At 64.5% G+C, this 24,341-nt stretch carries 25 protein-coding genes; 11 read left to right on the forward strand and 14 right to left on the reverse strand.

Annotation, left to right across the window (positions count from 1 at the left end):
* Nucleotides 1-49 precede the first annotated feature (49 nt).
* Entirely contained in the window at nt 50-337 is a 288-nt protein-coding gene (locus AB7531_RS09915) for a hypothetical protein (RefSeq protein ID WP_063986147.1), read from the forward strand.
* Between the two features lie 141 nt (nt 338-478).
* Nucleotides 479-1,426: a LysM peptidoglycan-binding domain-containing protein gene (locus AB7531_RS09920; RefSeq protein WP_063981563.1), complete on the forward strand. Its 948-nt coding sequence runs from the start codon at nt 479-481 to the stop codon at nt 1,424-1,426.
* A gap of 55 nt (nt 1,427-1,481) precedes the next feature.
* Here AB7531_RS09920 and AB7531_RS09925 read toward each other — a convergent pair whose 3' ends face one another.
* Both AB7531_RS09925 and AB7531_RS09930 read right to left on the reverse strand, forming a co-directional pair.
* Complete coding sequence (locus AB7531_RS09925; protein ID WP_063981564.1) at nt 1,482-2,555, reverse strand: tartrate dehydrogenase; 1,074 nt, start codon at nt 2,553-2,555, stop codon at nt 1,482-1,484.
* 21 nt (nt 2,556-2,576) lie between these two features.
* Nucleotides 2,577-3,812 carry an MFS transporter gene (locus AB7531_RS09930; protein WP_441280287.1) on the reverse strand — a complete coding sequence of 412 codons (1,236 nt, stop codon included), beginning with the start codon at nt 3,810-3,812 and terminating at the stop codon, nt 2,577-2,579.
* 219 nt (nt 3,813-4,031) lie between these two features.
* On the opposite strand from AB7531_RS09930, the gene AB7531_RS09935 reads away from it, so the two are divergent.
* Nucleotides 4,032-4,949 (forward strand): LysR family transcriptional regulator, encoded by a 918-nt coding sequence (locus AB7531_RS09935; protein WP_063981565.1) that lies wholly within the window; start codon nt 4,032-4,034, stop codon nt 4,947-4,949.
* A gap of 38 nt (nt 4,950-4,987) precedes the next feature.
* On the forward strand, nt 4,988-5,812 hold the full coding sequence (locus AB7531_RS09940) for an aspartate dehydrogenase (protein ID WP_063981566.1): 825 nt from the start codon (nt 4,988-4,990) through the stop codon (nt 5,810-5,812).
* A gap of 3 nt (nt 5,813-5,815) precedes the next feature.
* Here the strand turns inward: AB7531_RS09940 and AB7531_RS09945 are convergent, their stop codons facing one another.
* Nucleotides 5,816-7,120: a PQQ-dependent sugar dehydrogenase gene (locus tag AB7531_RS09945; RefSeq protein WP_063981567.1), complete on the reverse strand. Its 1,305-nt coding sequence runs from the start codon at nt 7,118-7,120 to the stop codon at nt 5,816-5,818.
* 349 nt (nt 7,121-7,469) lie between these two features.
* Between AB7531_RS09945 and AB7531_RS09950 the strand changes: the two genes are divergently transcribed.
* From AB7531_RS09950 to AB7531_RS09960, 3 genes are all read left to right on the forward strand, one after another.
* A complete protein-coding gene (locus AB7531_RS09950; protein WP_245328559.1) occupies nt 7,470-8,033 on the forward strand; it encodes a hypothetical protein in 564 nt (187 codons plus the stop codon).
* Nucleotides 8,034-8,356: 323 nt separating this feature from the next.
* Nucleotides 8,357-8,563 carry a hypothetical protein gene (locus AB7531_RS09955; RefSeq protein ID WP_063981569.1) on the forward strand — a complete coding sequence of 69 codons (207 nt, stop codon included), beginning with the start codon at nt 8,357-8,359 and terminating at the stop codon, nt 8,561-8,563.
* 294 nt (nt 8,564-8,857) lie between these two features.
* A complete protein-coding gene (locus AB7531_RS09960) occupies nt 8,858-9,064 on the forward strand; it encodes a DUF2934 domain-containing protein (RefSeq protein WP_071910441.1) in 207 nt (68 codons plus the stop codon).
* Nucleotides 9,065-10,191: 1,127 nt separating this feature from the next.
* Here the strand turns inward: AB7531_RS09960 and AB7531_RS09965 are convergent.
* The 7 genes from AB7531_RS09965 to AB7531_RS09995 all read right to left on the reverse strand — a co-directional run bounded on the left by AB7531_RS09965 (nt 10,192) and on the right by AB7531_RS09995 (nt 16,671).
* On the reverse strand, nt 10,192-10,818 hold the full coding sequence (locus AB7531_RS09965; RefSeq protein WP_063981571.1) for a methyltransferase family protein: 627 nt from the start codon (nt 10,816-10,818) through the stop codon (nt 10,192-10,194).
* A 28-nt stretch (nt 10,819-10,846) separates the two neighbouring features.
* Nucleotides 10,847-11,878: an NAD-dependent epimerase/dehydratase family protein gene (locus AB7531_RS09970; protein WP_063981572.1), complete on the reverse strand. Its 1,032-nt coding sequence runs from the start codon at nt 11,876-11,878 to the stop codon at nt 10,847-10,849.
* 29 nt (nt 11,879-11,907) lie between these two features.
* On the reverse strand, nt 11,908-12,444 hold the full coding sequence (locus tag AB7531_RS09975; RefSeq protein ID WP_063981573.1) for an Mpo1 family 2-hydroxy fatty acid dioxygenase: 537 nt from the start codon (nt 12,442-12,444) through the stop codon (nt 11,908-11,910).
* Nucleotides 12,445-12,595: 151 nt separating this feature from the next.
* The gene (locus AB7531_RS09980; protein WP_063981574.1) at nt 12,596-13,258 is read right to left on the reverse strand and encodes an OmpA family protein; all 663 of its coding nucleotides are present in this window, start codon (nt 13,256-13,258) and stop codon (nt 12,596-12,598) included.
* A complete protein-coding gene (locus tag AB7531_RS09985; protein ID WP_063921531.1) occupies nt 13,258-13,674 on the reverse strand; it encodes a hypothetical protein in 417 nt (138 codons plus the stop codon). Before AB7531_RS09985 ends, AB7531_RS09980 begins: the two co-directional genes overlap by 1 nt.
* An 88-nt stretch (nt 13,675-13,762) precedes the next feature.
* Complete coding sequence (locus tag AB7531_RS09990) at nt 13,763-14,050, reverse strand: type II toxin-antitoxin system HicB family antitoxin (protein WP_063981575.1); 288 nt, start codon at nt 14,048-14,050, stop codon at nt 13,763-13,765.
* Nucleotides 14,051-14,058: 8 nt separating this feature from the next.
* Nucleotides 14,059-16,671, reverse strand: coding sequence for an ATP-dependent helicase (locus tag AB7531_RS09995; protein WP_063981576.1), 2,613 nt, complete (start codon nt 16,669-16,671; stop codon nt 14,059-14,061).
* Between the two features lie 237 nt (nt 16,672-16,908).
* Between AB7531_RS09995 and AB7531_RS10000 the strand changes: the two genes are divergently transcribed.
* Nucleotides 16,909-17,079 (forward strand): DUF1328 domain-containing protein, encoded by a 171-nt coding sequence (locus tag AB7531_RS10000; protein WP_014493008.1) that lies wholly within the window; start codon nt 16,909-16,911, stop codon nt 17,077-17,079.
* A gap of 129 nt (nt 17,080-17,208) precedes the next feature.
* Here AB7531_RS10000 and AB7531_RS10005 read toward each other — a convergent pair whose 3' ends face one another.
* Entirely contained in the window at nt 17,209-17,703 is a 495-nt protein-coding gene (locus AB7531_RS10005; RefSeq protein WP_063981578.1) for a thioesterase family protein, read from the reverse strand.
* An 84-nt stretch (nt 17,704-17,787) separates the two neighbouring features.
* On the opposite strand from AB7531_RS10005, the gene AB7531_RS10010 reads away from it, so the two are divergent.
* The 3 genes from AB7531_RS10010 (at nt 17,788) to AB7531_RS10020 (ending at nt 21,144) form a co-directional block, all read left to right on the forward strand.
* Nucleotides 17,788-19,212 carry an FAD-binding oxidoreductase gene (locus AB7531_RS10010; RefSeq protein ID WP_038935153.1) on the forward strand — a complete coding sequence of 475 codons (1,425 nt, stop codon included), beginning with the start codon at nt 17,788-17,790 and terminating at the stop codon, nt 19,210-19,212.
* A gap of 104 nt (nt 19,213-19,316) precedes the next feature.
* Nucleotides 19,317-20,666, forward strand: a complete 1,350-nt coding sequence (locus AB7531_RS10015; RefSeq protein WP_063981579.1) for a Spy/CpxP family protein refolding chaperone — start codon at nt 19,317-19,319, stop codon at nt 20,664-20,666.
* Between the two features lie 118 nt (nt 20,667-20,784).
* Nucleotides 20,785-21,144, forward strand: coding sequence for a hypothetical protein (locus AB7531_RS10020; protein ID WP_441280288.1), 360 nt, complete (start codon nt 20,785-20,787; stop codon nt 21,142-21,144).
* Between the two features lie 128 nt (nt 21,145-21,272).
* Here the strand turns inward: AB7531_RS10020 and AB7531_RS10025 are convergent, their stop codons facing one another.
* From AB7531_RS10025 to AB7531_RS10035, 3 genes are read right to left on the reverse strand one after another with little or no spacing between them, the layout of a single operon-like run.
* Nucleotides 21,273-22,364, reverse strand: a complete 1,092-nt coding sequence (locus AB7531_RS10025) for an ABC transporter ATP-binding protein (protein WP_063981580.1) — start codon at nt 22,362-22,364, stop codon at nt 21,273-21,275.
* Between the two features lie 51 nt (nt 22,365-22,415).
* On the reverse strand, nt 22,416-23,267 hold the full coding sequence (locus tag AB7531_RS10030; RefSeq protein ID WP_085399493.1) for a carbohydrate ABC transporter permease: 852 nt from the start codon (nt 23,265-23,267) through the stop codon (nt 22,416-22,418).
* Between the two features lie 3 nt (nt 23,268-23,270).
* Nucleotides 23,271-24,200: a carbohydrate ABC transporter permease gene (locus AB7531_RS10035; protein ID WP_063981581.1), complete on the reverse strand. Its 930-nt coding sequence runs from the start codon at nt 24,198-24,200 to the stop codon at nt 23,271-23,273.
* Nucleotides 24,201-24,341: the final 141 nt, after the last annotated feature.

Raw genomic sequence — 24,341 nt, forward strand, 5'->3', positions numbered from 1 at the left:
GTCCGCCGTCTTGACGCTTTTGCTGGCGGGATGCGCATCGAGCGGGAATTTGCCTCCTGTCTATCATCCTCCGCGTCCGCCTGGTGCCAAGGCGGTGCAGGAGGGCGTCAGGAAGGCAGCCGCCGAAGTCAAGCTGACCGGGGGACTCGAGACATCCGCCGTCCGTCCTACCGACCACGGGCCGGCGTCGTATTTCGTCTGCCTGAGGCAGCGCGGTGGTCCGTCCGATAGACACCCGGCCTATTCGGTCTTTTTCGACGATGACGCCTACAAGGGAATCCAGAGCTCGGTGATCCTCGACGCCTGCGAAGCCCAGCCATGGGTTCCCTTCAACTGATGCCGGGGATGTAAGGGGCAGAATGAGAACCTCGACCGACGGGCGTCACGGGCCCGGTTCCGTGCCCCAAAATCCACCCAATCGGTGGTCACTAAGCCCGCGGAGGAGGCCTTTGCCTCCCATGGCGGGACTGCTGGACGGATGATCGATTTGAGGCGGCTAGTCGTGCTGGCAGCGGTTGCGCTGCTCGCCCTAGGCACCGGCATGGCCGTTGCCTCACCTGCGAAGCCGAAGCGCCCCGCGGTCGCGACCGCTGCGCCGCCGCCTCCCGCTCCGCCGGTCGAGCCGCTGCCGCCGCCAAAGATCTACCTGTTCCGCGGCGCCATGGGGCCGATCTTCTCGACCGGCATGGACCGGCTCAGCGAAAAGCTGACGAAGGCCGGCTTCTCGGCCGACGTCTATGAATTCACCATCTGCCGATGGATCGGCGATCGTGTCATCTCCAGCTACAAGGAGAGCCCGGCGCCGATCGTGCTGATCGGCCACTCCATGGGCGGGCTGTGCTCGGTCGTGATCTCCGAGATGGCGGCCAAGGAGAACATCCGGATCAGCCTCGTCATCGCCATCGATTCCGCGCATGCGACCGGCGACGTGCCGCTCAATGTCGAGCGCTTCATCAACATCTTCCTCTCCGACAGCGTGCTCGGCGGCGGCGACGTCGTGGCCGTGCCCGGCTATCGGGGCCATTACGCGAGCTACGACCTCAAGGAGAACAGCCGCGTCTCGCACATCAACATCGAGAAGTCGGACGACATCCATCGCCAGATCATCGAGATGGTGACGCAGCTGCCACGCATCCCCGCGCAGAGCCAGGCCGATGCCGTGCCGCTGCGCTATCTCGTGCCGCCGAACACGCCGGTGGAATTGTGGGACAGCGGCGTGCGGGTGCCGGTGCGCACCGGCGACACCCTGGAGAGCATCGCCGCCGCCCGCCGCGTGCCGCTGTGGACGCTGGCGCAGAGCAACTCGCTGGCGGAGAACGCGCCGCTCACTCCCGGCCAGTCCATCATCGTCCCGCGCCACCTGACGCCGCCGGAGCCTGTGGCCGCGATGGCGGCGCCGGCGCCGCCGCCGCAAGGGCGGAAGTAGTTGATCCACAACTCGTCATGGCCGGGACAAGCCCGGCCATGACGTCGAGTAGCGATTACACGTTCGTCCCGTGGATCGCGTCGATCACGGCGTCCGTGACTTCCTTCGTCGTCGCCTTGCCGCCGACATCGGGCGTCAGCACGCCGGCCGCGCAGACGCGCTCGACCGCCGACATCAGCCGCATTGCCGCGTCCTTCTCGCCGAGATGCTCGAGCATCTGGACGCCGGTCCAGAAGGTCGCGACCGGGTTGGCGATGCCCTTGCCGGTGATGTCGAACGCCGAGCCGTGGATCGGCTCGAACATCGAGGGGAAGCGGCGCTGCGGATCGATGTTGCCGGTCGGCGCCACCCCGAGGCTGCCGGCGAGCGCGCCGGCAAGATCGGAGAGGATGTCGGCGTGGAGGTTGGTCGCGACGATCGTGTCGAGGCTCTTTGGATGCAGTGTCATGCGCACGGTCATGGCGTCGACCAGCATCTTGTCCCAGGTGACGTCGGGGAATTCGGCCGCAACTTCGGCTGCGATCTCGTCCCACATCACCATGCCATGGCGCTGCGCGTTCGACTTGGTCACGACGGTCAGGAATTTGCGCGGGCGTGACTGCGCGAGCTGGAAGGCGTAGCGCATGATGCGGGTGACGCCGACGCGGGTGAACACCGCGACCTCGGTGCCGACTTCTTCCGGCAGGCCCCTGTGCGCACGGCCGCCCATGCCGGCATATTCGCCTTCCGAGTTCTCGCGCACGATCACCCAGTCGAGATCGCCGACGCCGACATTGCGCAGCGGCGAGGCGACGCCCGGCAGGATCTTGGTCGGGCGCACATTGGCGTATTGGTCAAAGCCCTGGCAGATCGGCAGGCGCAGGCCCCACAGCGTGATGTGGTCGGGCACATCAGGCGCGCCGACCGCGCCGAAATAGATCGCGTCGAATTTCTTCAGCTCGGCAAGGCCCTCGGCCGGCATCATCACGCCGTGCTTCTTGTAATAGTCCGAGCCCCAGTCGAACGTCTTGACGTTGAAGGCGAGGTCGCCGCTGCGTTTTGCCAGAGCCTCCAGCACGCGGATTCCGGCCGAGATGACCTCGGGGCCGATGCCGTCGGCGGGAATTGCTGCGATCGAATGGGTGCGCATGAAGATGCTCCGTTTGAGATGTCAGTGGGATTGCGGGACGGGTTCGACGGGCGCGGTCTGCGCGCGCGACAATAGCAGGGTCAGGACCGCGGAGAGAACGAGCAGGCCGCTGACGAAATAGAGTCCGCCGACAAAACTGCCGGTCTGCTCCTTGATCCAGCCGATCATGGCGGGTCCGACGAAGCCGCCGAGATTGCCGATCGAGTTGATGGTGGCGATCCCTGCTGCGGCCGCGGGGCCGGACAGGAACAGCGTCGGCATGCTCCACAGCGGCGGCTTGGCCGAGGAGATGCCGATGTTCACCAGCGCCAGCGCCACCAGCACGGTGACCACGCCGGTTGCAAGCCCGGCAAAGGCGAGCCCCACGGCCGCGAGCAGGCAGGCGAGCACGACGTGCCAGGTGCGCTCGCCGGTGCGGTCCGAATGCCGCGCCCACAGCACCATGGCGACGACGGCGGCGGTTGCCGGCAGCGCATTGAGGAAGCCGACCTGGAGCGTGGACAGGCCGAACTGCTTGATGATCTGCGGCGCCCAGACGCCGAGCGTGTAGAGGCCTGCCGAGGTGCCGAAATAGATGAGCGCGAGCGCCAGCACGCGCGGATCGGCGAGCCCGCGCCAGATGCTGTGGCTCGCGGTCGCGGCCTTGCTGGTGGTTTCCGCATTCATGACATCGACCAGCCATCGCCGCTCGTCGTCCGCGAGCCATTTTGCCTTTTCCGGGCGGTCGGTGAGGAATGCCAGCACAACGAAGCCAAGCAGCACGGCCGGCAGCGCCTCCAGCACGAACAGCCATTGCCAGCCCTTGAAGCCGAACAGGCCATCCATTTCCAGCAGCGCGCCGGAGACGGGCGATCCCAGTACGGTCGACAGCGGCGCCGCCGCCATGAATAGCGCGGTCACCGCGGCGCGCTGGCGCGCCGGGAACCAGTAGGAGAGATAGAGGATGATGCCGGGGAAGAAGCCGGCTTCGGCGACGCCGAGCAGGAAGCGCAGCACATAGAAGCTGGTCGGGCCCTGCACGAAGGCCATCGCGGCCGACACGAGGCCCCAGGTGATCATCACCCGCGCGATCCATATCCGCGCGCCGACCTTGTGCAGGATGATGTTGGAGGGCACCTCGAACAGGAAATAGCCCCAGAAGAAGATGCCGGCGCCGAAGCCGTAGACGGTGGGCGACAGGCCGATGTCCTTGTTCATCGTCAGCGAGGCGAAGCCGATATTGACGCGGTCGATGAAGGCCACGAAGTACAGCAGCATGATGAAGGGAACGATGCGCCAGGTGATCTTGCGCAGCACGCGCGTCTGAATCTAGCTCGCCACCCTGGCCTCCTCGAGTTCCGGTTTGTTGTTGTATCGGCGGACCCGGAGGTCCACGCCGGCAACGAGCCTAGGCGGGGGAAGGAGGCATACTCAATTGGCGCTGGTTTATACAAAAAAATGATATAATCCTCGCCTGGCGAGACGAGAGGACCTTGGATGGAATTGCATCAGTTGCGATGCTTCGTGGCGGCGGCCGAGCGGCTGCATTTCGGCCATGCGGCGCAGCAGCTCCAGATGCTGCCCTCCGCGCTCGGCCGGCAGATCAGGCTGTTGGAAGAAGATCTGGGAACGCGGCTGTTCGCACGGACCACGCGCGCGGTGTCGCTGACGGAAGACGGTTCGACGCTGCTGCGCGATGCCCGCGCCATCCTCGCCAAGGTCGAGGCGGTTGAGAGCAATCTGCGCAACCGCTCGCGTGCCGGCGCCGCGCGGCGGCTGCGGGTCGGCGCCATCGACAGCGCGGCAGCGGGATTGCTGCCGCCGCTCTTGCGCGATTTCCGCGACAAGCATCCTGAGATCGCGGTGCAGCTGCTCGAAGACAAGACCGTCCGGCTGCTGCCGAAGATTTTGACCGGCGCGCTGGATCTCGCCTTCGTCCGCCCGCCCGACAGTGCGGACAAGCGGCTCGAATTCCGCGATCTGCTCCAGGAGACCGCGATCGTGGCGTTTCCGCAACGCCACCCGCTCGCCGAGCGCAAGTCGATCACGCTGGCGCAGATCGCCGACGAGGCGATGCTGGTGCCGGACCGCCGCTCGCGGCCACACAGCCATGACCTCACGATCAAGCTGTTCGAGCAGGCCGGGCTGACGCCGCGCATCGTGCAGGTCGCCGACGAGAAGCAGACCATCATCCATCTGGTGGCAACGAAGCTCGGCGTTGCGATCGTGCCGCGCTGGACCACGCGGATGGCGGTATCAGGCGTGCGCTTCGTGCCGCTGCGGCCGAAGCAGAGCGGCCCCATCGGCCGGCTGCCGCTTGCCGCCGCATGGCTGCGCGGTTCGCGCGACCCGGCCCGCGATGCCATGCTGGCGGTGCTGGAGGCGCGCCTGCGCAGCTATGCGCGGGAGGCGTGAGCGGCTATGACATTGGCCTGGCGAGAAGGTGGGACGCGATGACTGCACAGAAAGCTTCGAACGAATTGCGGGTTGCCATCGCAGGCCTGGGCTCGATCGGCACCAAGATCGCGACCGCACTCGATCAGGGCATCGAGGGGCTGACGCTGTCCGCTGTCGCCGTGCGTGATCCCGCCAAGCATCAGGCGTTTCTGGGCGGCCTGCGTCGTGCGCCATCCGTGCTGCCGATCGATCAGCTCGGTGACGCCGCGGATATCGTGGTCGAATGCGCGCCGAGCGGCCAGTTGCGCGCGATCGTCGAGCCCGCGGTGAAGCGCGGCAAGGCCGCCGTCGTCGTCAGCGTCGGCGGACTGCTCGACAATTTTGATCTGGTCGATCTCGCCCGCGCCAATGGCGGCCGCATCATCGTGCCGACCGGAGCGCTGATCGGGCTGGACGCCGTCAACGCCGCCGCAATCGGCACCATCAACTCGGTGAAGATGGTGACGCGCAAGCCGATCGACGGTCTGAAGGGCGCGCCCTTCATCGTCGAAAACAACATCGATATCGACAATCTACGCGAGCCGCTCAAACTGTTCGAGGGCACCGCGCGCGAGGCCGCAAAGGGCTTTCCAGCCAATCTCAACGTCGCGGTCGCGCTGTCGCTCGCGGGCGTCGGGCCGGACCGCACCTCCGTGCAGATCTGGGCCGATCCGACCGTGACGCGCAACGTTCACCGCATCGAAGTCGAGGCGGATTCGGCGCGCTTCTCGATGTCGATCGAGAACATCCCGTCGGAGAATCCCAAGACGGGCCTGATCACGGCGCTCTCCGTGATCGCGCTGCTACGCAAGCAGCGCGCCACGCTTTGTGTCGGGACGTAACCTCTACGCGCCCGTGACGCGCCAGATCACGTTGCCGACGTCGTCGGCCATCAGCAGCGACTTCTTGTCGGGTCCGATCACGACGCCAACCGGACGGCCGTAGGATTCCTTCTCGTCCGGGGACAGGAAGCCCGACAGGATGTCGCGACTGGGGCCGGAGGGCTTGCCGTTTTCGAACGGGATGAACACCAGTTTGTAGCCCGAGAGAGTGCTGCGATTCCACGAGCCGTGCTGGCCGATCACCATGCCGTCGGGGAAGCCGGGCAGGGTCCCTGCGGGCATCCAGCACAGGCCGAGCGAAGCGGTGTGGCCGCCGAGTGCGTAGTCCGGTTGAAGCGCTTTGGCGACCATCGCGGGATCCTGCGGCACGCGATCGTCGACCGTCTTGCCCCAGTAGCAATAGGGCCAGCCGTAGAAGCCGCCGTCGCGCACCGAGGTGAGATAGTCCGGCGGCGTCTCGTCGCCGAGACCGTCGCGCTCGTTGACGACGGTCCAGAGCACGTTCGTATTGGGCTCCCACGCGAGTCCAACCGGGTTGCGCAGTCCCGCACCAAAAATGCGATGCGTGCCGGCGGCGAGATCGAGCTCATAGACCGCGGCGCGGCCTTCCTCGACCTCCATGCCCATCTCGGCGATGTTGCTGAGCGAGCCGACACCGGCATAGAGCTTCTTGCCGTCGGGGCTTGCGAGCAGGCTGCGCGTCCAATGGCCGCTCGGCTTGAACGTCGTGAGCCGCTTGCCCGGCGCGGTGATGCGGTCGGCATTGGCGACATAGGGGAAGGCCATCACGCCGTCGGTGTTGCCGACATAGAATGTGTTGCCGACCAGCGCCATGCCGAAGGGCTGGCTGAGGTTCTCCATGAAGGCGCCGCGCACTTCGGCGACGCCGTCGCCGTCCTTGTCGCGCAGGAGCGTGATGCGGTTGGCGCTGACTCCGAGCGCTGCGGCGCGCCGCATCGTCGCCTGCATCGCATAGTGAAACACCGACCTCGGCGCGCCCGCAATCTGCGTCGCCTCCGCGATCAGCACGTCGCCATTCGGCAGCACCTCGATCCAGCGCGGATGGTCGAGCCCGGTTGCGAACGCATTGACCTTGAGCCCGGGGGCGACCGTCGGCTTCTGGCCCTCGCTCCAGCCCCTGGCCGTCGGCATCTTCAAGGTCGGCAGCGCCCCCTGCGGCTTCGCTTCGGGAATCGCCGGCGCCTGGCCCCAGGCCGGCGCGGGCGCGGTGCCCGACAGCCGCCGCCATTGCAGCGCGGCACCGCCGATCAGCGCGACGAACTGCGCGAAGATGCTGGAAAAGGTCATGGAAATCCCCTGTTGAACGTACGGCACAGTCCAACGACGGATCGCCCAAAGCCCCGCGCGGGCTCAGACCTTATCGTCGACCTCTCCAGATCCACGATGGGATGTCGTCGTGCCTTTTTGCGCGCGCATCCAACTGGGTAGCGGCAAAAAGGTCAACCGTTACGGAACTCGATCAGCGCCTATTCCCGAGGAATGGCAGCCGACCAAATTTGCATGGAGAGGAAAGTCAGCGGCCGATGTGCCGGTCCAGCCGCCGGCGCGAGCCTCTGCTGCTACGCTAGGCACGCCCAAAGAACTGACTAATTTTCGGTGCCATTGCCCGCCGCGCGCCGTGACGACATCTCCAGGCATGCAACTGTTTAACCATCCGTTAACCATAGCTATTCATGATACTGCCCGTGTATATGTGTTCGCGACGAGCTTGAACTGCATGGCGCAGCGTGGTTCCAGAGCGCCAGTTGGAGGGGATGAGGGCATCCTGAGCTTTCCCTCACCGCTGGCACCAGACAAGGGAGCAACAGCTCTCGATCTGGTATATCAAGCGGCCGATGTCTTCCGCGATATGGAGAAGCACGCCCGCGAGACCGAAGCCCGTGCCCAATCACTTTGCACGAGCGCCATAGAAAGATTGCGGCTGGCCGAAGGGCGAGCGGAGGCCGCCGAGCGGGCACAGCGTGAACTCACCGTAGCCACCCAAACTAAGCTGCAAGATGCTTGCCGAGCGCTGGAGCAAGCCCAGTGCTGCATTGAAGCTCAAAAGGATAAGTTGACGGCCGTAGAGCTTCGCGCCGAAGTTGCGGAAGCCGAAGCGCGACAAGCCAAGGAAGCGCTCGCGCTCGTTGAAGAGGCCATTCGCAAGCGTCTGCTTTGCGCAAACCCGCATGCCGATGGCAGGTTGGCAGCGGTAGCCTGATCGATTGCGACTGCAATGACTCACTGGGGGCTACCGCGCGGGCAGGCGCGGAGCGGGCGAACTACCCCTGCTGCAAGCCTGGCGGTAGCCACCTCCTTTAGCATTTGAAATCGGCTGGGATTGGGTTCGATCCAAACAGGGGCTGGTGCAGCCTGAGAGGCTCATTTTACTTGCGGGACAAGACGCCGCGTGACCCGCGCGCCAATCCAAATGACAGAGCCAAACGATAACGAACTATTAACCATGTTGGGCTATCTGGAGAATTGGGCATTCGGGGCGCGTGTGCTGGCTTGCGGGCCAGCCGGTAGCGTAGGCGTGGACCCATGGCCCTTGACCCGGAAGAACTCGTCACCCTGACAGATCACGGCTCGATGAAACTGCGCGCGGCAGTATCGCGCGCGATGACGTTGCCACCCAAGGAACGCAAGCGGACGACAATCGTCCGCGAGGGTGAACCGGCGATCCTGCATTTCGAGCAGATCAAAAACCTTGCGGCGCGGTGGAACGCACGGCTCGCGCCAATCGACTGACTAGTTTCGCTGTGCTGGTGTCAATCGAGCCCCGAGCCCCCAAAAGAGGCGGCCCGTGCACGGCCTCGTCGACCCTCGGTAAGCATGAGTTTGATGCCGGTCGCCGCATGCGGATTACCGTTCGTTGCGACCTGCGTCCGCGAGCGCTGCCGAGATCTCTCGCAATGAGCGCCGACCGCCCCTGAGCGGCACCCGCGCGACGCTTGGCTTCCGCTGCCCCGTTAAGATTTCATTAACCCTACGAGAGCAAGTCTTTTGGCTGGGGCCGGGCGGATCATTCGCAAGGAAAATCCCATGCCAAATCTGGAAGAGGCAATTCGCGAGCGCGCCTACCACCTCTGGGTCGCCGATGGGCAACCCGACGGAAAGGCGGAAGTCCATTGGATGCATGCTCAATACGAAATTCTCGAGGCGTCAGTCGCAAACCCTGCTGTGGCTGACATCGCAGTGACAAAGCCCGCCAGAAGGGTGCGATCCCCGAAAAAGCAAAACTCGCGCTGACGGGTCCAGCGCGAGGACGTGCGCCATTCGCAATTCGGTCGGCGGGCTGCCGGTCGTCGTTAGAAATGACATCCAACGATGCGGGAATTGGCAGCCTCGCTAACCCAAATTTCTTCGAGAGGAACAGACAACAACACCTAGACTATTCGTCGGGTCGGCAGTTCAATTGGCATTGGTTGATCGAGTCGGTTTCTCGCACCATCCAGCGCCGAGAGCGACGAGCGCCGACGTGACCAGAGCCCATGGCAACCAGTGTCCGACGGGACCAGCGTCCATAAGGCCAGCGTCAAAGAGGCCAGGGTCCAGAAGGCCAGCGTAGAGCGAGCATCAACCCTGCAAGCAGCCCGCCAAGTCTGCTCGCAGCCCAACTTGGCAAGACACGGCAAGGCCTTTGCCAGCGAAGAGCCTTTGAGGCTTTTGGGACCATCGGTTACTCCGATGGTCCCTTTTCATTGTGGTGCCATTGGCGCGAGACATCGGGCGGCTGTTGCTTCCGCGTTCACCATGCAATCGAGCGAGGAACGCTATTTGATCGTCGCGTGCACAGTGATTACCGACATGCCAGAAGCTGTCGGTCCCTGCCCCGTCGCTTTGATGGCAAAGGTATCGCTACCCTTATATTTAGCCTTCGAACGTAGACAGGTTGAGCCTTCTCAGCTTGCCGTGTGACGGCTTTTGAGAGATGTCCGAGCCACTCACCGTGCCGCGCATCTGGATTGGAAATTGGCAACTTCCTCCGGACGTGAGGTCAATGTCGGCCGTCGAGTTCTCGCCCCAATCCGCTAGTGTGCCAGAGATTGAGCATTCAGAAACGGCCGCCGCCCGAGATACAGACAGTAGGCTTGGACAGCTAGCGATGAGCGCCAACGCGGCGACCTTTGACAACTGCATAATAGGCTTCTCCGTAGCGTTGTCAGTTTACGGACATCACTCCTCTGGAACCCCGGCTAGGGCTAGGCCGCATGCCCTCGCAGACCCGCTCTCGTCCTGCGAGATATTTCGTATCGTCGCTTGCTTGGCTGACAAGCAAGCGACTGATGGTAAAGCTTGGATCGAGCGCAAGTCCGACACTAGCAGTAACGTCGTGCAGAGAAAGCGGAACGCAGCGACCGCGCCTTCAGGACGCTTCACCGCGGCGACAGGAACGGAATGATCATCGGCACGCGACGGCAATAGGCGCCGTAGGCGTCTTCGCCGAGCTCCTTGGACAGAAACACCTCTTCCATCCGGCCCTTCTGCCACATGCCGAGCGAGATCAGGATGGCGCCGAGGATCGTCGTTACGAGGCCGATCGCGATGCCGGTGACGAGCATGCCTGCAATCAGTCCCGTGTAGATCGGGTGACGCACGATGCCGTAGGGGCCAGTGTCGATAACGCGGTGGTCTTCCTTGTGGGTGATGGTGTTGGACCAGAATTTTCCGAGATGCAGCCGGCCCCACCAGGCGAAGGCGATGCCGGCGGCCGAGAGGACCGCGGCGATGTAGATGCCGGTGTTGCCGAGCACCCAGAGCGGCTTCCAGCCCAGGACCTGTGCAACCCACGGCGTGTACAGGATTCCGCCGACCAGGATCGGCAGGCGATAGCGCTGCGACTCCAGCGTCATGACCTGCTTCTGGGTGCGGCCCTGCCAGAACGAGGCGCCGACCCAGCTGGCGAGAAAGGCGAGCCAGATCAAGGCCAGGAGTTCGGTCGGCCAGGTCGTGGTCCAGCCACCCCAGGCCACGGAGAGAAGCTTGCTGAAATCGAAGGACATGAAGGTTCTTTGCGTTTGGGCGGAGGCCTTAGCTCGCGCGCGAGGAAAGCGCGTGATGCTCGATGGCGCCGGAGGGCCGCTGGCCGTTGCGGGCGAGCAGATGGGTGATGGTTTCGCGCAAGACCGGTTCGATCGGGCGCGGCGCGTAGCCGAGCTCGGTGCGCGCCTTGCCGATCGAGAGGTCGCTCGCGGCAAGCGCGATGCGCACGCCCTCGGCGGTGCCGTTGGGCGGCCGGCGCGTGATGCGATCGGAGATGGATTCGAGCATGATCGCGGAGAGCTCGGCGATCTTGCCGGGCACGACGACCGGGAACTGCCGGCGGCCGCTCATCGCCGACATCATCCGCAGGATGTTGCCGAGCGGGACGCAGTCGCCGCCGAGGATGTAGCGCTGGCCGATGCGGCCGCGCTCCATGGTCAGCACAAGGCCCATCGCGACGTCGCGGACATCGACGAGATTGACCAGGAAGTTGAGATGCGGCTGCACCTTCTTCTGGAGGAAGTACCACAGCATCGCGGTCGGCGGCGTCAGGTTGTGGTCGGCGGCACCGATCGGCATGGTCGGCGTGCCGATCACGAGCGGAAAGCCCGCGGCCGCCGCCTTCGCGGCGTGGTGCTCGGCGAGCGACTTCGACCGCGTATAGGCGCCGGGCATCGCATCGGCCGGCTGCAGCGCCTCTTCTGCGGCAACGCCGTTGAGGTCGGAATAGGGGAACAGGATCGATTCCGTCGAGCAGTGCAGGAAGCGCGACACGCCGCGCCTCATCGCCGCGGCAAGCACGATTTCGGTGCCGCGGCAATTGACGTCGTGGAAGTCCTGCTTGTTGGCGACCCACATACCGGGCAGGCCGGCGAGGTGATAGACCTGATCGACACCGGCGATCGCGGCGTCGACCGCGGCGCCATCCAGCACCGAGCCGTGGACGTGTTCAACGTCGGCGTTCGCCGCGGCCGGCGCACGGACATCGAGAACGCGTACCCGCTGCCCACGGGCGCGGAGCGCTTCTACGAGATGATGTCCGATGAAGCCGCTGCCACCGGTAACCAGTACGAGAGCCATGCAGAAGGTTTGCTGTTTCGCTTCTAGAGCTATCGGGTTGAAAGGGAATTGGTCGGAACAGGCGCCAAAATCGCGGCAAGGTCGCGACGGAAGCCCAGTGCAATGAATAATTTCGCCATGACAAACATCGGTCCAAGCAGGAAATGCGCGGGGTGGTCGACCATCGACGGCTGCCGTTCCTCGAAAACCCTGTGGCCCACGATCTGCGCTGCGACGCCAGATCCGATCAGCACCGCAAAAATCGACCACATCATGACGATCGAGGCCTGATTGCCGATTGCGGTTGCGACCGAAAGCAGCACGGTCATCGCGGCAAGGATGCCGAGTCCAATCCCGGCGTCCAGCATCAGCCAGTAAACCAGCACCGGCAGGGCCGCAACCACGGCCAGGCTCACCTCGATCCCGAAGATGGGAAAACGCACGAGGGTGAGCGGCAGCACGGCGCCGGTGAAGAGCAGGAGGATTCCGACCACGTGCATCGCGCAGTTCCAGGGATCGCGATGATATTCGACGTAATCGGCCAGTTGGCGTTGAAAATAACCAGCCATCTCGGTCTCGTGCAGCATGGGGTCGGGGAAGGGCGAGAACTGGCTATAGCACCTGATAGGGCAGTGCACAAACCGGCTCGCGTGTCGCGCAAAGCATGGCTGTTGCGCTTTCGACAGGCCGCAAAACGGTTGGAACTTCAAAGAGTTCCGTCAGGGGAAGCGATCTTGCTCAGCGCTTCTTGGCGGGCTTTTTCGCCGCAGGCCCGGGCGCCGCAGCCGGATGCGCAGGCGCCTCCTCCGGCACCTTGGCATAGGTCAGGATTTGCAACTGACCGTTGACCGCCGAGGTCGGCTTGGCACGGTCGAGAAACTGCTCCTCGCCGAGGCCGATCGGATGCAGCCGCTTGGTCGAGATCTTGAACGTGTTCACCAGGACGTCACGGATCGCATCGGCGCGTCGCTGGCTCAGGATCGCATTGGCCTCGCGCGTTTTCGCATTGGATTCGACATGGCCGACGATCAGGAACGTGTACGGCAGCAGCGAGGAGTTAACCAGCGCGTCCGCGATGCGGCCGACGGTCTGATAGGACGCCGGCTGGATGATCGGCGTGTCGGCGTCGAACTGGATCTGCGCGTTGAAGGCGGGCAGGTTGGCGAGGTCAGGCGCGATCAGCGGGCGGTTCACCGGACCCGGATCGTTCTTGATCCTGGCCTTGGCGCGCTCCATCACCTGCTGCTTCAGCGCGGGAAGGTCGACCTCGGCGGCCTGTTCGAAATGGTTCAGCTTGCCGACAATGTCGTCACGGGTCGGCGCCGCCGTCTGCGCGCTTGCTGCGCCCGCGAGCAGGGCCAAGACCACGACCAGCGTGATGGCGATTCCGTTCGCGCGCATCACCGATACCCCGCGTCGTCGACGGCCTTCAGGCAGTTGTTGCTGATGCCCTTGGGCGTCGAGACCAGGCAGGGGATCGACTTGCTGGTCTCCTTGGTCGAGCCGCCGCAGACCTTGACGATCTCGCGCTGGCAGGCGTTCGCCACCGTGACGCGCGCGGCGACGCGCTTCTGGATGGCATCGAAGGCGCCGAGATAGTCGCTCTGGCATTGCTGGGAGAGCACGTCGCGGTTGCGGGACAGGCACTCTTTCAGCCGGGTCGAGTCCGGGTTGACGCCGCGGCAATTGGCGACGATTTCCGCGCCGCAGCTCTTGGCCAGGAGCCCGATCGAATCGCCAAAGCTCATGGTCTCCGCCGCCGCTAGCGACGGCATCCCCAATGCCAGCAAGATCAGTGTGATGGAGCCCCGGACCATGGGCGCATCTGATACGGGGAAGTTCGCGGTGGTCAAGGGGCGTTCGGGCGAGAACTGTCGAACGTCCGGCCAGTGCGGCGAACAGTCCTCACTCGGCCTCAGGGAGGGGCGGCCATTCGATCAGGGCGACCGTGTGTTTCCTGAGGTCGTCGGCCACAGCAGGGTCGGCCTTGAGCTCGTCCAACGTCCGCGGCGGGGGAAGCTGGCGGCCGTCCGCGCTCAGCTCCTGCGCATAAAATGCGAGCGCCTCGGGCGCACTCTCCAGGGCCTCGTCGACGTCGTCGCCGCCGGAAATGCAGCCCGGCAAGTCCGGAAACCACAAGCTGACGGCGTCGTCCGGGTCGGCGTCCTCGATGATGGCGACGTACTGAGGCATATCAGGCGTCACGCCCGCTGCACAAAACTGTCCACGACCTTCTTCTCGCCGGCCTTGTCGAAGGCGATGGTGAGCTTGTTGCCGTCGATCTTGGTGACGCGGCCGTAGCCGAATTTCTGGTGGAAGACGCGGTCGGAGAGGGAAAATTCCGAGGTGGTGCCGGTGGATTTGGCGACCAGCTCGCCCTCGATCGTCATCGGCCCGCGGCGGCGTGAGGAGAAGCTGCCGAAATCCGGGCCGGATGAGGAGGAGAACGACGAGGCTTGTTCCTCGAAGCCGCCTTGGCCGCCGCCACTGCGTCCACCGCCCCGGTTCCGGTTGGCCTGGGCGCGCTGCCAGCCCGGGGTCGAATAGGTGGAACCGAACGCCTCCATGTCGTCGAAACGCGAGGCGCCGTAGCCGCCGGTGCCGCCCCAGGCCGAGCCGCCCTTGGATTCCGTGATCTCGACATTGGCGGACGGCAATTCGTCGAGGAAGCGCGACGGGATCGTGGTCGACCAGGTGCCATGGATCCGGCGGTTGGTCGCAAAATAGATCTTTGCGCGGCGCCTCGCGCGGGTCAGGCCGACATGGCCGAGCCGGCGCTCTTCCTCGAGGCCGGCACGGCCCTGTTCGTCCAGCGTGCGCTGGCTCGGGAACAGGCCTTCCTCCCAGCCGGGCAGGAACACGTTGTCGAATTCGAGACCCTTGGCCGAATGCAGCGTCATCAGCGACACCGCGTCTTCCTCGGCGCCGCCGTCGCGATCCATCACCAGCGAGATGTGCTCCAAAAACCCCTGCAGGTTCTCGAACTCCTCCATCGAGCGCACCAGCTCTTTCAGGTTCTCCAGCCGGCCCGCGGCGTCGGCCGATCGGTCCTTCTGCCACATCTCGGTATAGCCGCTCTCGTCGAGCACGATCTGGGCGAGATCGGTGTGCGCGGTGACCTCGCGCTGGGCACGCCAGCGGTCGAACTGGGCGACGACGTCGCGCAAGCTTCCGCGCGCCTTCGGCTTCAGCTCGTCGGTCTCGACCACCGCGCGCGCCGCCTCGAACAGCGGGATGCGGCGCTTGCGGGCGTGGTCGTGCAGCATCTGCACGGTGGCGTCGCCGAGGCCGCGCTTGGGCACATTGACGATGCGCTCGAAGGCGAGATCGTCGGCAGGTGAATTGATGACGCGCAGATAGGCCAGCGCATCGCGGATTTCGGCCCGCTCATAGAAGCGCGGGCCGCCGATCACGCGGTAGGGCAGGCCGAGCGTGACGAAACGGTCTTCGAATTCGCGCATCTGGTAGGAGGCGCGCACCAGGATCGCGATCTCGTTGAGCTTGTCGCCCTGGCGCTGGATCTGTTCGATCTCCTCGCCGATGCCGCGGGCTTCCTCTTCCGAATCCCACGAGCCGGTGACGGTGACCTTCTCGCCGTCATGGTCCTCGGTGCGCAGTGTCTTGCCGAGCCGGCCTTCGTTGTGCGCGATCAGATGCGAGGCGGCGGCGAGGATGTGGCCGGTCGAGCGGTAATTGCGCTCGAGGCGAATGACCTTGGCGCCGGGGAAATCGTGGTCGAAGCGCAGGATGTTGTCGACCTCGGCGCCGCGCCAGCCATAGATCGACTGGTCGTCGTCGCCGACGCAGCAGATGTTTTTGACGTGGGGCATCTGCTCCCTCGCCCCGCTTGCGGGGTCGCGACGAGCTTCGCTCGCGCTGAGAGCGTCGGGGTGAGGGGCCGTCTCCACGAGTTCAGTCTGCGGAGAGTCCCCCTCACCCGCATCGCTTTGCGATGCGGCCTCTCCGCGCACGCGGGGAGACGCGAAGGAAGAAGCCGTCGGCGCCTGCGACAGCAGCCGCAGCCACAGATATTGCGCGACGTTGGTGTCCTGATATTCGTCGACCAGGATGAATTTGAAGCGCTGCTGGTACTGCCGCAGGATGTCCGGATGCTCGCGGAAGATCCGGATGTCTTCCAGCAGCAGGTCGCCGAAATCGGCGGCGTTCAAGATCTTCAGCCGCTCCTGGTAGCTCGCATAGAGCTTGCCGCCCTTGCCGTTGGCGAACACGGCGGCTTCGCCTGACGGCACCTGCGACGGCGTCAGGCCGCGGTTCTTCCAGCCGTCGATCAGGCCGGCCAGCATGCGTGCCGGCCAGCGCTTGTCGTCGATGTTGTCGGCCTGCAAAAGCTGCTTGAGCAGCCGCACCTGGTCATCGGTGTCGAGCACCGTGAAGTTCGACTTGAGCTGCGCCAGCTCGGCATGGGTGCGCAGGATGCGGCCGCCGATGGAGTGGAAGGTGCCGAGCCACGGCATGCCTTCGACCGCATGGCCGAGCATCTGGCCGAGCCGATGCTTCATCTCGCGCGCGGCCTTGTTGGTGAAGGTCACCGACAGGATCTCGGCGGGGCGGGCGCGGCCCTGGCTGAGGATGTGGGCGATGCGCGTGGTCAGCACGCGCGTCTTGCCGGTGCCGGCGCCGGCCAGCACCAGGACCGGGCCGTCCAGCGTCTCCACGGCGTCGCGCTGCTCAGGATTGAGCCCGGACAGATATTTCGGGCCCACGGAGGCGCGCGCACGCGCGGCGATGCCGCCGGCTGCGGGCTGGTGGTCGGGTACGCTTGTGATCTTGCTCGGCTCGGTCATGCGAATCATTGGCCCCACGATGGCACCGCGGGGTGGTGGAAGGGAGCCTTCTTAACAGGGATTGCTGCCTATATGGGGCGTCGGGGCAAGGTTTTCCACGTGCGCGGCGGGCCGATTTGTTCCCTCCGCGAGGGCGAATTTCCAGCTTGCGTGGGCCGGAACCATCGTTCCCGCGTCGAGATTGTCTGGACAGGTGGCGCGGCCAGCCGCGCCGACGCAGACAGACATCAAGACGAGGATTTGACCATGCTAGGCTGGGTTGTGACGTTTCTGGTTATCGCACTGATCGCCGGCATCCTGGGCTTCGGCGGCATCGCCGGCGCCTCGATCGAGATCGCCAAGATCATCTTCTTCATCGCGGTCGTGCTGTTCCTGGTCTCGGCCGTGGTGGGACTAGCGCGCGGACGAAGGATATAGGTGTGATCCTCATGGTGAGGAGCGCGGAACGCGCGTCTCGAACCATGAAGGCCCGACTGTGGCCTTGCATCCTTCGAGACGCCCGCTTCGCGGGCTCCTCAGGATGAGGGGTTAGAGCGAGCTGTTCAGCTACCGCTTCGAGGGCATCGCCACGTTCCGGCCGATGCCCTCGGGCCGCGGCAGGGCGCCGTGGGCGCCGACGACGGCTGCGATGCGCTGCCGGATATCGGGCGGAAAGGCCGCCACCTTTCGCGAGCCCATGTCGATGTGGAGCGACATGTTTTCGGAGGTCGCCGACAGCCAGCCTTCGGTCGCGTGCCGCAACTCCTGGAACGTATGCAGCCGCTTGTCGTCGGCTTCGAGCAGCCAGACCGACACCTGCACGGGATCGCCAAGGTGGATTTCGCGCAGATACCGCACATGGCATTCGGCAGTGAAGGTCGAGCCGCCTCGCTCCTTCATGTAGCCCGGCCCGATCCCGAGCTGTAACCACATCTGGTCGATCGCGCGGTCGAACATCACGTTGTAATAGGCCATGTTGAGATGGCCGTTATAGTCGATCCATTGCGGCTCGATCTGCATGATCGACGAGCGGAACGGCTCGGCAGCGGCGGTCTCCGGCATGTGTCTTTCCTGCTATGCGCGCGGTCGCTTGACTTGACCGGTCAGATGTCCTTTGCCACGGTTCTTCTGTCGGGAGGAATGTCCGTGGGTACGACCATCACCAATAATCCGCCGCGGGTTGAGCCGAAAGCCCTCGCAAGCGCGCTGGAGCAGCTTGCCGCACGGTTCGGCAACCGCCTCATCACCTCGCAGGCCGTTCGCGAGCAGCACGGCCATACCACCACATGGATCGTCAACCAGCCGCCGGACGGCGTGGTGATGGCGCAGGAGACCGCCGACATCCAGGACGTGGTGCGGATCTGCGCCAAGAACCGCGTGCCCGTCATCGCCTTCGGCACCGGCACCTCGCTCGAGGGCCAGGTCAACGCGCCCGCCGGCGGCATCTCGATCGACCTGCGCGACATGAACAAGGTGCTCGCGGTGCACGCCGAGGACCTCGACTGCGTGATCCAGCCCGGCGTCACCCGCAAGGCGCTGAACGAGCATCTGCGCGACCAGGGCCTGTTCTTCCCCATCGACCCCGGCGCGGATGCTTCGCTCGGCGGCATGGCCTCGACCCGCGCCTCCGGCACCAACGCGGTGCGCTACGGCACCATGCGCGACAGCGTGCTCGCTTTGAAGGTCGTGCGCGGCGACGGCGAGATCATCACGACAGGCACGCGCGCCAAGAAATCTTCTGCCGGCTACGACCTGACGCATCTGTTCGTCGGCGCCGAAGGCACGCTCGGCATCATCTCCGAGCTGACCATTCGCCTGCGCGGCATCCCTGACACAATCGCGGCCGGTGCGGTGTCGTTCGAGACCGTGCACGGGGCATGTCAGGCCGTGATCCTGGCGATCCAGACCGGCATTCCCGTGGCGCGCATCGAGCTGCTCAACGCCGCGCAGGTGAAGGCCTGCAACGCCTATTCGAAGCTGACGCTGCCGGAAACGCCGTTGCTGCTGATGGAATTCCACGGCAGCGAGGTCGAGGTCGGCGAGCAGTCCAAGGCGTTCGGCGAGATTGCAAAGGATTGCGGCGGCGGCGATTTCTCCTGGACCACCAAGCCGGAGGATCGCACCAAGCTGTGGCAGGCGCGGCACGACGCCTATTGGTCGGTGAAGGCGCTGCGTCCCGGCGACAGCATCGGCGTGGTTGCAACCGACGTTTGCGTGCCGATCTCGCGGCTTGCCGATTGCGTCGGCGAGACCGAGGAAGATCTCAAGCGCCTCAACCTGCTGTCGCCGATCGTCGGCCATGTCGGTGACGGCAATTTCCACTGCTCGCTGGTCTGCGACACCAACGATGCCGACGAGATGGCGCGCGGCGAGGAGTTCATGCATCGCCTGGTCGAGCGCGCGCAGGCGATGGACGGCACCTGCACCGGTGAGCACGGCATCGGCCAGGGCAAGCAGAAATATCTCAAGGCGGAACTCGGCCCCGAAGCGCTCGACGCGATGCGGGCGCTGAAGCAGGCGCTCGATCCGCTGAATATCTTCAATCCCGGCAAGATCGTGCCGGAGGCATAGCGCGCCGTCCGCTGCGTCGCGGTCGCGGAACTTTCGGCAGTCAGGCCGGTTCCAATTCCGTCAATTTCCGATGCCTCGATGGCGCGGCTCTGCGGGAGGATGCGATGTTGCGACCTGTCATTGGAATTGCCGTGATGGCGCTTGCCTGCATGCTGGCGGGCACGGCTCTGGGCAAGGGCGGGCACGGTGGCGGCCATGGTGGTGGGCACGGAGGCGGGCATGGCGGCGGCCATCATGGTGGCGGCCATCACGGCGGCGGTCATCATGGTGGTGGTCATCATGGAGGCGGCCATTTTGGTGGTCATGGCTTCGGGCACGCGCATGGCGGCGGGCATCATGGCGGGCCCCGCTTCGCAACTGGCGCGCGACATCGCGGCCCGAACTTCGGCCAGATCCGCAATGCGGCCGTCCGTCCTGCGAATTTTCGCAACGCCCTCAACGTGCATTCCAGCGCCTTCCGCAACGGCCGTCTGATCAGCAATCCGGCCGCGCGAGCCCAGATCGCAGCGGCGGCCGCACTGGCCGGCTGGCACGGCGCCAGCAGCGGGTGGTGGCAACATGCGGGCGGCGGTTATGGCTGGGTCGGACCGCTGTTCTGGCCGTTCGCCTACAACGATCTCTACGACTACACGATCTGGGGCGACGGTCTCGGCTTCTGGGGCTACGGCTATCCGGACATCTATGCCGGCATCTTCGGGCCCTACGGCTATGACGGTCTCTCGGCCTATCTGCCGCAGCGGCCGGTGGGACGGCGCCAGGCGCGCGGCGTCCCGCTGGATCGGCTCTGCGGCAGCGACCGCCGCGAAATCGTCGGTCTGCCGATCGACCAGATCGCCGCCGCGGTGCAGCCGACCGAGGCGCAAGGCGCAAGCCTCGACGAACTCGGCAATGCCTCGATCCAGGCGTCCGAGATGATCCGCGCGTCCTGCCCGTCGCAGGTCGCGGCGACAGCGCCAGGTCGGCTGACGGCGATGCAGCAGCGCATCGAGGCGATGGAGAAAGCCGTCGATCTCGTTCAGCCCGCGCTCGATCGATTCTACGGCTCGCTCACCGACGAGCAGAAGGCGCGCTTCAATGCGCTGGCCGAGGATCAGCGTCGTGCGACGGCTTCCAGCAACACCGGGGGATCGCTGGTCCAGAATTGCGCGACGCCTGCTGCGCTCGATTGGCCCAGCACTGACATCGACGCGAGGCTTCATCCCAACGACACTCAGCGCGCCGCGCTACAGGTGCTCCAGGATACCAGCGCCAAGGTCAGCGCATCGCTCAAGGCGGCCTGCGAGCCCAGCGACGTGATGACGCCGCCGGCGCGAATGGCCGCGGTTCGCAAGCGGCTCGACACGATGCTCGACGGCGTCAAGTCGGTTCGCGCAGCGCTGGAGGATTTCTACGCCACGCTGAATGACGAGCAGAAGGCGCAGTTCGAGGCCATCGGACCACGTCGGACGTCCTGACTGCATATCGATAATGCGTGGCGGAAAAATCGCCTCGCCGATCTCGATCGGCCTCTCTATGCTGGGCGAGGCGGGAGCGCGGAACTACGGCGGCTGGAAGACCATTGGTGACGGGGCGATGAAGTGGTTCGCGAAGCAGAAGCCGGCGGACATCTGGGACGAGACGATCGAAGGACCGCTCGGCGACATCGAGGCCGCCGAGCGCATCCGCGCGATTTGTGACGCCGCAGCCGCGAGGGCGGCCGGTTCGGCGCGCAACGACACGCGCGAAGGTGAGCGCTATGAACGCGCGGCCAAGGTGGCGATGGAAATCGCGATGAAGATCTCGGATGGATTGATGCGCGACGCCGCCGTCCATCGCATCGTCGATCTCTGCATGACAGCGAACGACCTCAAGACCGCGCAGATCCTGTTTCGCGCGATCCATGCCAGCTGGATCCGTGAGGCGATACAGCGGGATCATCCGACCCTGGCCTAGAGGCGTGTACTCGTAAATCCGGTGTGCCCGGCAACGAGCCAAGTGCCATCGAGCTCTCCGGGCGTCATCGAAGCTGGTGACAAGAAGGCGAATTCCCGCTCACCGGTGGAATTGATCCTCTGCCGGGGTTAGATGGCCGCCTCGGTCTGCGCGTCGAAAACATGAAGCCTGGAAGGCCGCATGGCAACGCGCAGCCTGTCGCCCACCCTCACCCTCGCGGTCGGCTCGACGCTCGCCACCATGATACTCTCGCCGACCTTCATATCGAGCAGGATTTCCGAGCCGAGTTGCTCGACCACCTCAATCACAGCATCGAAGCATGAGTGGCCGAGATCAGCGCTACCCGCCACGGTAAGGTCCTCCGGCCGCACGCCGAGCATGACCTCGCGTCCGATATGGCCGCGCAGCCGCTGCGCGGTCTCGTCCGGCAGCTTGATGCGCAGGCCGGAGTTCTCGGCAATCAGCGATCCGTTCGCCTCGGTCACCGTAACGGCGGCGAAATTCATGGCCGGGGAGCCGATGAAGCCGGCGACGAACTTGTTGGCGGGCTGATTGTACAGTTCGAGCGGCTCCCCCACTTGCTGGACCACGCCGTCTTTCATGACGACGACCCGGTCACCCAGCGTCATGGCCTCGACCTGATCGTGGGTAACGTAAATGGCGGTGGTGCCGAGACGGAGATGCAGTTTCTTGAGCTCAACGCGCATCTGTACCCGCAGCTTGGCATCGAGGTTCGACAGCGGCTCGTCGAACAGGAACACGCGGGGGTGACGCACAATGGCACGACCCAACGCCACGCGCTGGCGCTGGCCGCCGGACAGCTGGCGCGGCTTGCGCGTTAGCAATTCACCGATGCCGAGGATGTCGGCCGCCTCCCGCACGCGCTTGTCAATCTCGGGCTTTTCGAATTTGCGCATCTTCAGGCCAAACGCCATGTTGTCGTGCACGCTCATGTGCGGGTACAGGGCGTAGTTCTGGAACACCATGGCGATGTCGCGGTCCATCGGCGCCAATTCATTGACCACGTTTCCGTCGATGGAAATGTCGCCGGAACTGATCGCTTCAAGCCCGGCGATCATTCTCAGCGTCGTGGTCTTGCCGCAGCCGGACGGTCCGACGAACACCACGAACTCCTTGTCGCGGATCTGCAGATTGACGTCTTTGACAGCGTGCACGCTGTCGTAGAACTTGTTGATCCCCTTGAGGACGACCTGGCCCATTCGCTCCACCCGCCTTCCGCATGCCCACTTTCCTGATGATCCGGGGTGCTGTCAGCCCTTCACCGATCCAGTCAGTCCTGCGACGTAGTGCTCGACGAAAAACGAATAGGCGATAGCAACCGGAATCGATCCGAGCAGGGCGCCAGCCATCAGCGGTCCCCAGAAGAATACATCGCCGCGGATCAGCTCCGATGTGACGCCGACCGGCACGGTCTTCTGTCCAGGCGAGGACAGGAAGACAAGTGCGTAGATGAACTCGTTCCACGACAGGGTGAAAGCGAAGATGCCGGCCGAGAGGATGCCCGGGATCGCCACCGGGATGACGATGTAGAGCATGGCCTGCCAGCGCGAGGCGCCGTCAATGCGCGCGCATTCCTCGAGCTCCTTGGGCACCGCCTTGAAGTAGCCCATCATGAGCCAGGTGCAGAACGGAATGAGAAAGGTCGGATAGGTCAGGATCAATGACCAGGGCGTGTCACCCAGCCGATAGTTGCGGATGATCTCTGCCAGCGGAATGAAGAGCAGCGTTTGAGGCACCAGATAGGTGATGAAGATGCCGGTGCCCAGGCTGCCTGCAAATGGAAAGTTCAGCCGCGAGAGAGCATAGCCGGCGAACACGCCGCACACGAGCGAGATGGCGGTTGACGCGAGCGCGATGAACGTCGTGTTCCACAGCCACGATGCAAACAGCGTCTCCTCGAACAGGTACCTGACATGGTCCCAGGTCGGGTTCCAGGTCCAGAACGGATTGTAGTTGATCGAATTCCAGGGTCGGTAAAGCTCGCCGTCCGGCCGCACCGAAGTGATCACCATCCAGTAGAACGGGAACAGCAGGAAAAGCAGGAACATCGCCATGGGGACGTAGAAGAACGCCCACTTTCGCCACCTTGCGCCCTCGATCATGGCTCAGCGGACCTCCACGCGGCGGATGTAGAGAAGTTGGATGATGACGACCAGAAACAGGACCGGAAACATGGCGAGCGAGATGGCAGCGCCCTCGCTTAGGAGGCCGGTGCCGATGCCGATCTGATAGGCGTAGGTGGCGAACAGGTGCGTTGCATTGGCTGGTCCGCCGCCTGTCATCACATAGACGATCTGGAAGTCGGCGAACGTCTGAATCACCGAGAACAGCACCACGACCATGGTCACGGGCAGCAGCAGGGGCCAGGTGATGTGCCAGAACCGCTGCCACGGCCTGGCACCGTCTATGGCGGCGGCCTCGCTAAGTTCGGGACTGATGGTCTGCAGGCCGGCGAGCAGGCTGATGGCGAAGAATGGCACTCCGCGCCAGATGTTGACGATGATGATCGAGATCATGGCGAGGTCTGGATCGCCAAGCCAATTGATCCGACCGCTGATCAAACCGAGATGGTAGAGGAGCCAATTGAGGACGCTAAATGTCGGGTCGAACATCCACTTCCAGGCGAAAGTCGAGAGCACGGTCGGGATGATGAAGGGCAGCAGGATGAAAGCACGGGTGAAAGCCTTGCCGCGGAAATTCCGGTTGAGCAGCATGGCCAGCCACAGCCCGAGCGCCAGCTTGAAGACGGTGGTTACGCCCGTATAAAGAAACGTGTTGTAGACGGAGGTGCGAAAGATCCCGTCATTGAAGATCTTGTAGAAGTTGGCGAGGCCGACGAACTCGCCTGGAACGCCGACGCGCGAGTTGGTCACCGACAACAAGATGCCGCGCAAGAACGGATAGGCGATGAACGTACCGAGCAGCGCCAGGGTCGGCACCAGCAGCACGAATGCGAGCCAACGCTCGTCCTCAAGCAGCCGGATTCTGGGCCGCGGCGCCTGCGGCATGTAGACTTGGGTCTCGGCGATCGCCATCTCGCTTCACCTCTAAGCGCACGCCAACAGACGCGTCATGCGAAACTTTGATCGCGCCGCCTCACAGAGAGACGGCGCACCGTACAAGTCCGAGACGCGGGGCGCGCGGCAGCCACTTCGCAGCCGTGCGACGTGCTGCGC

Origin of the sequence: Bradyrhizobium sp. 63_E2_N1_3 (genome assembly GCF_052076005.1) — a bacterium.
GTDB classification, from domain to species: domain Bacteria; phylum Pseudomonadota; class Alphaproteobacteria; order Rhizobiales; family Xanthobacteraceae; genus Bradyrhizobium; species Bradyrhizobium barranii.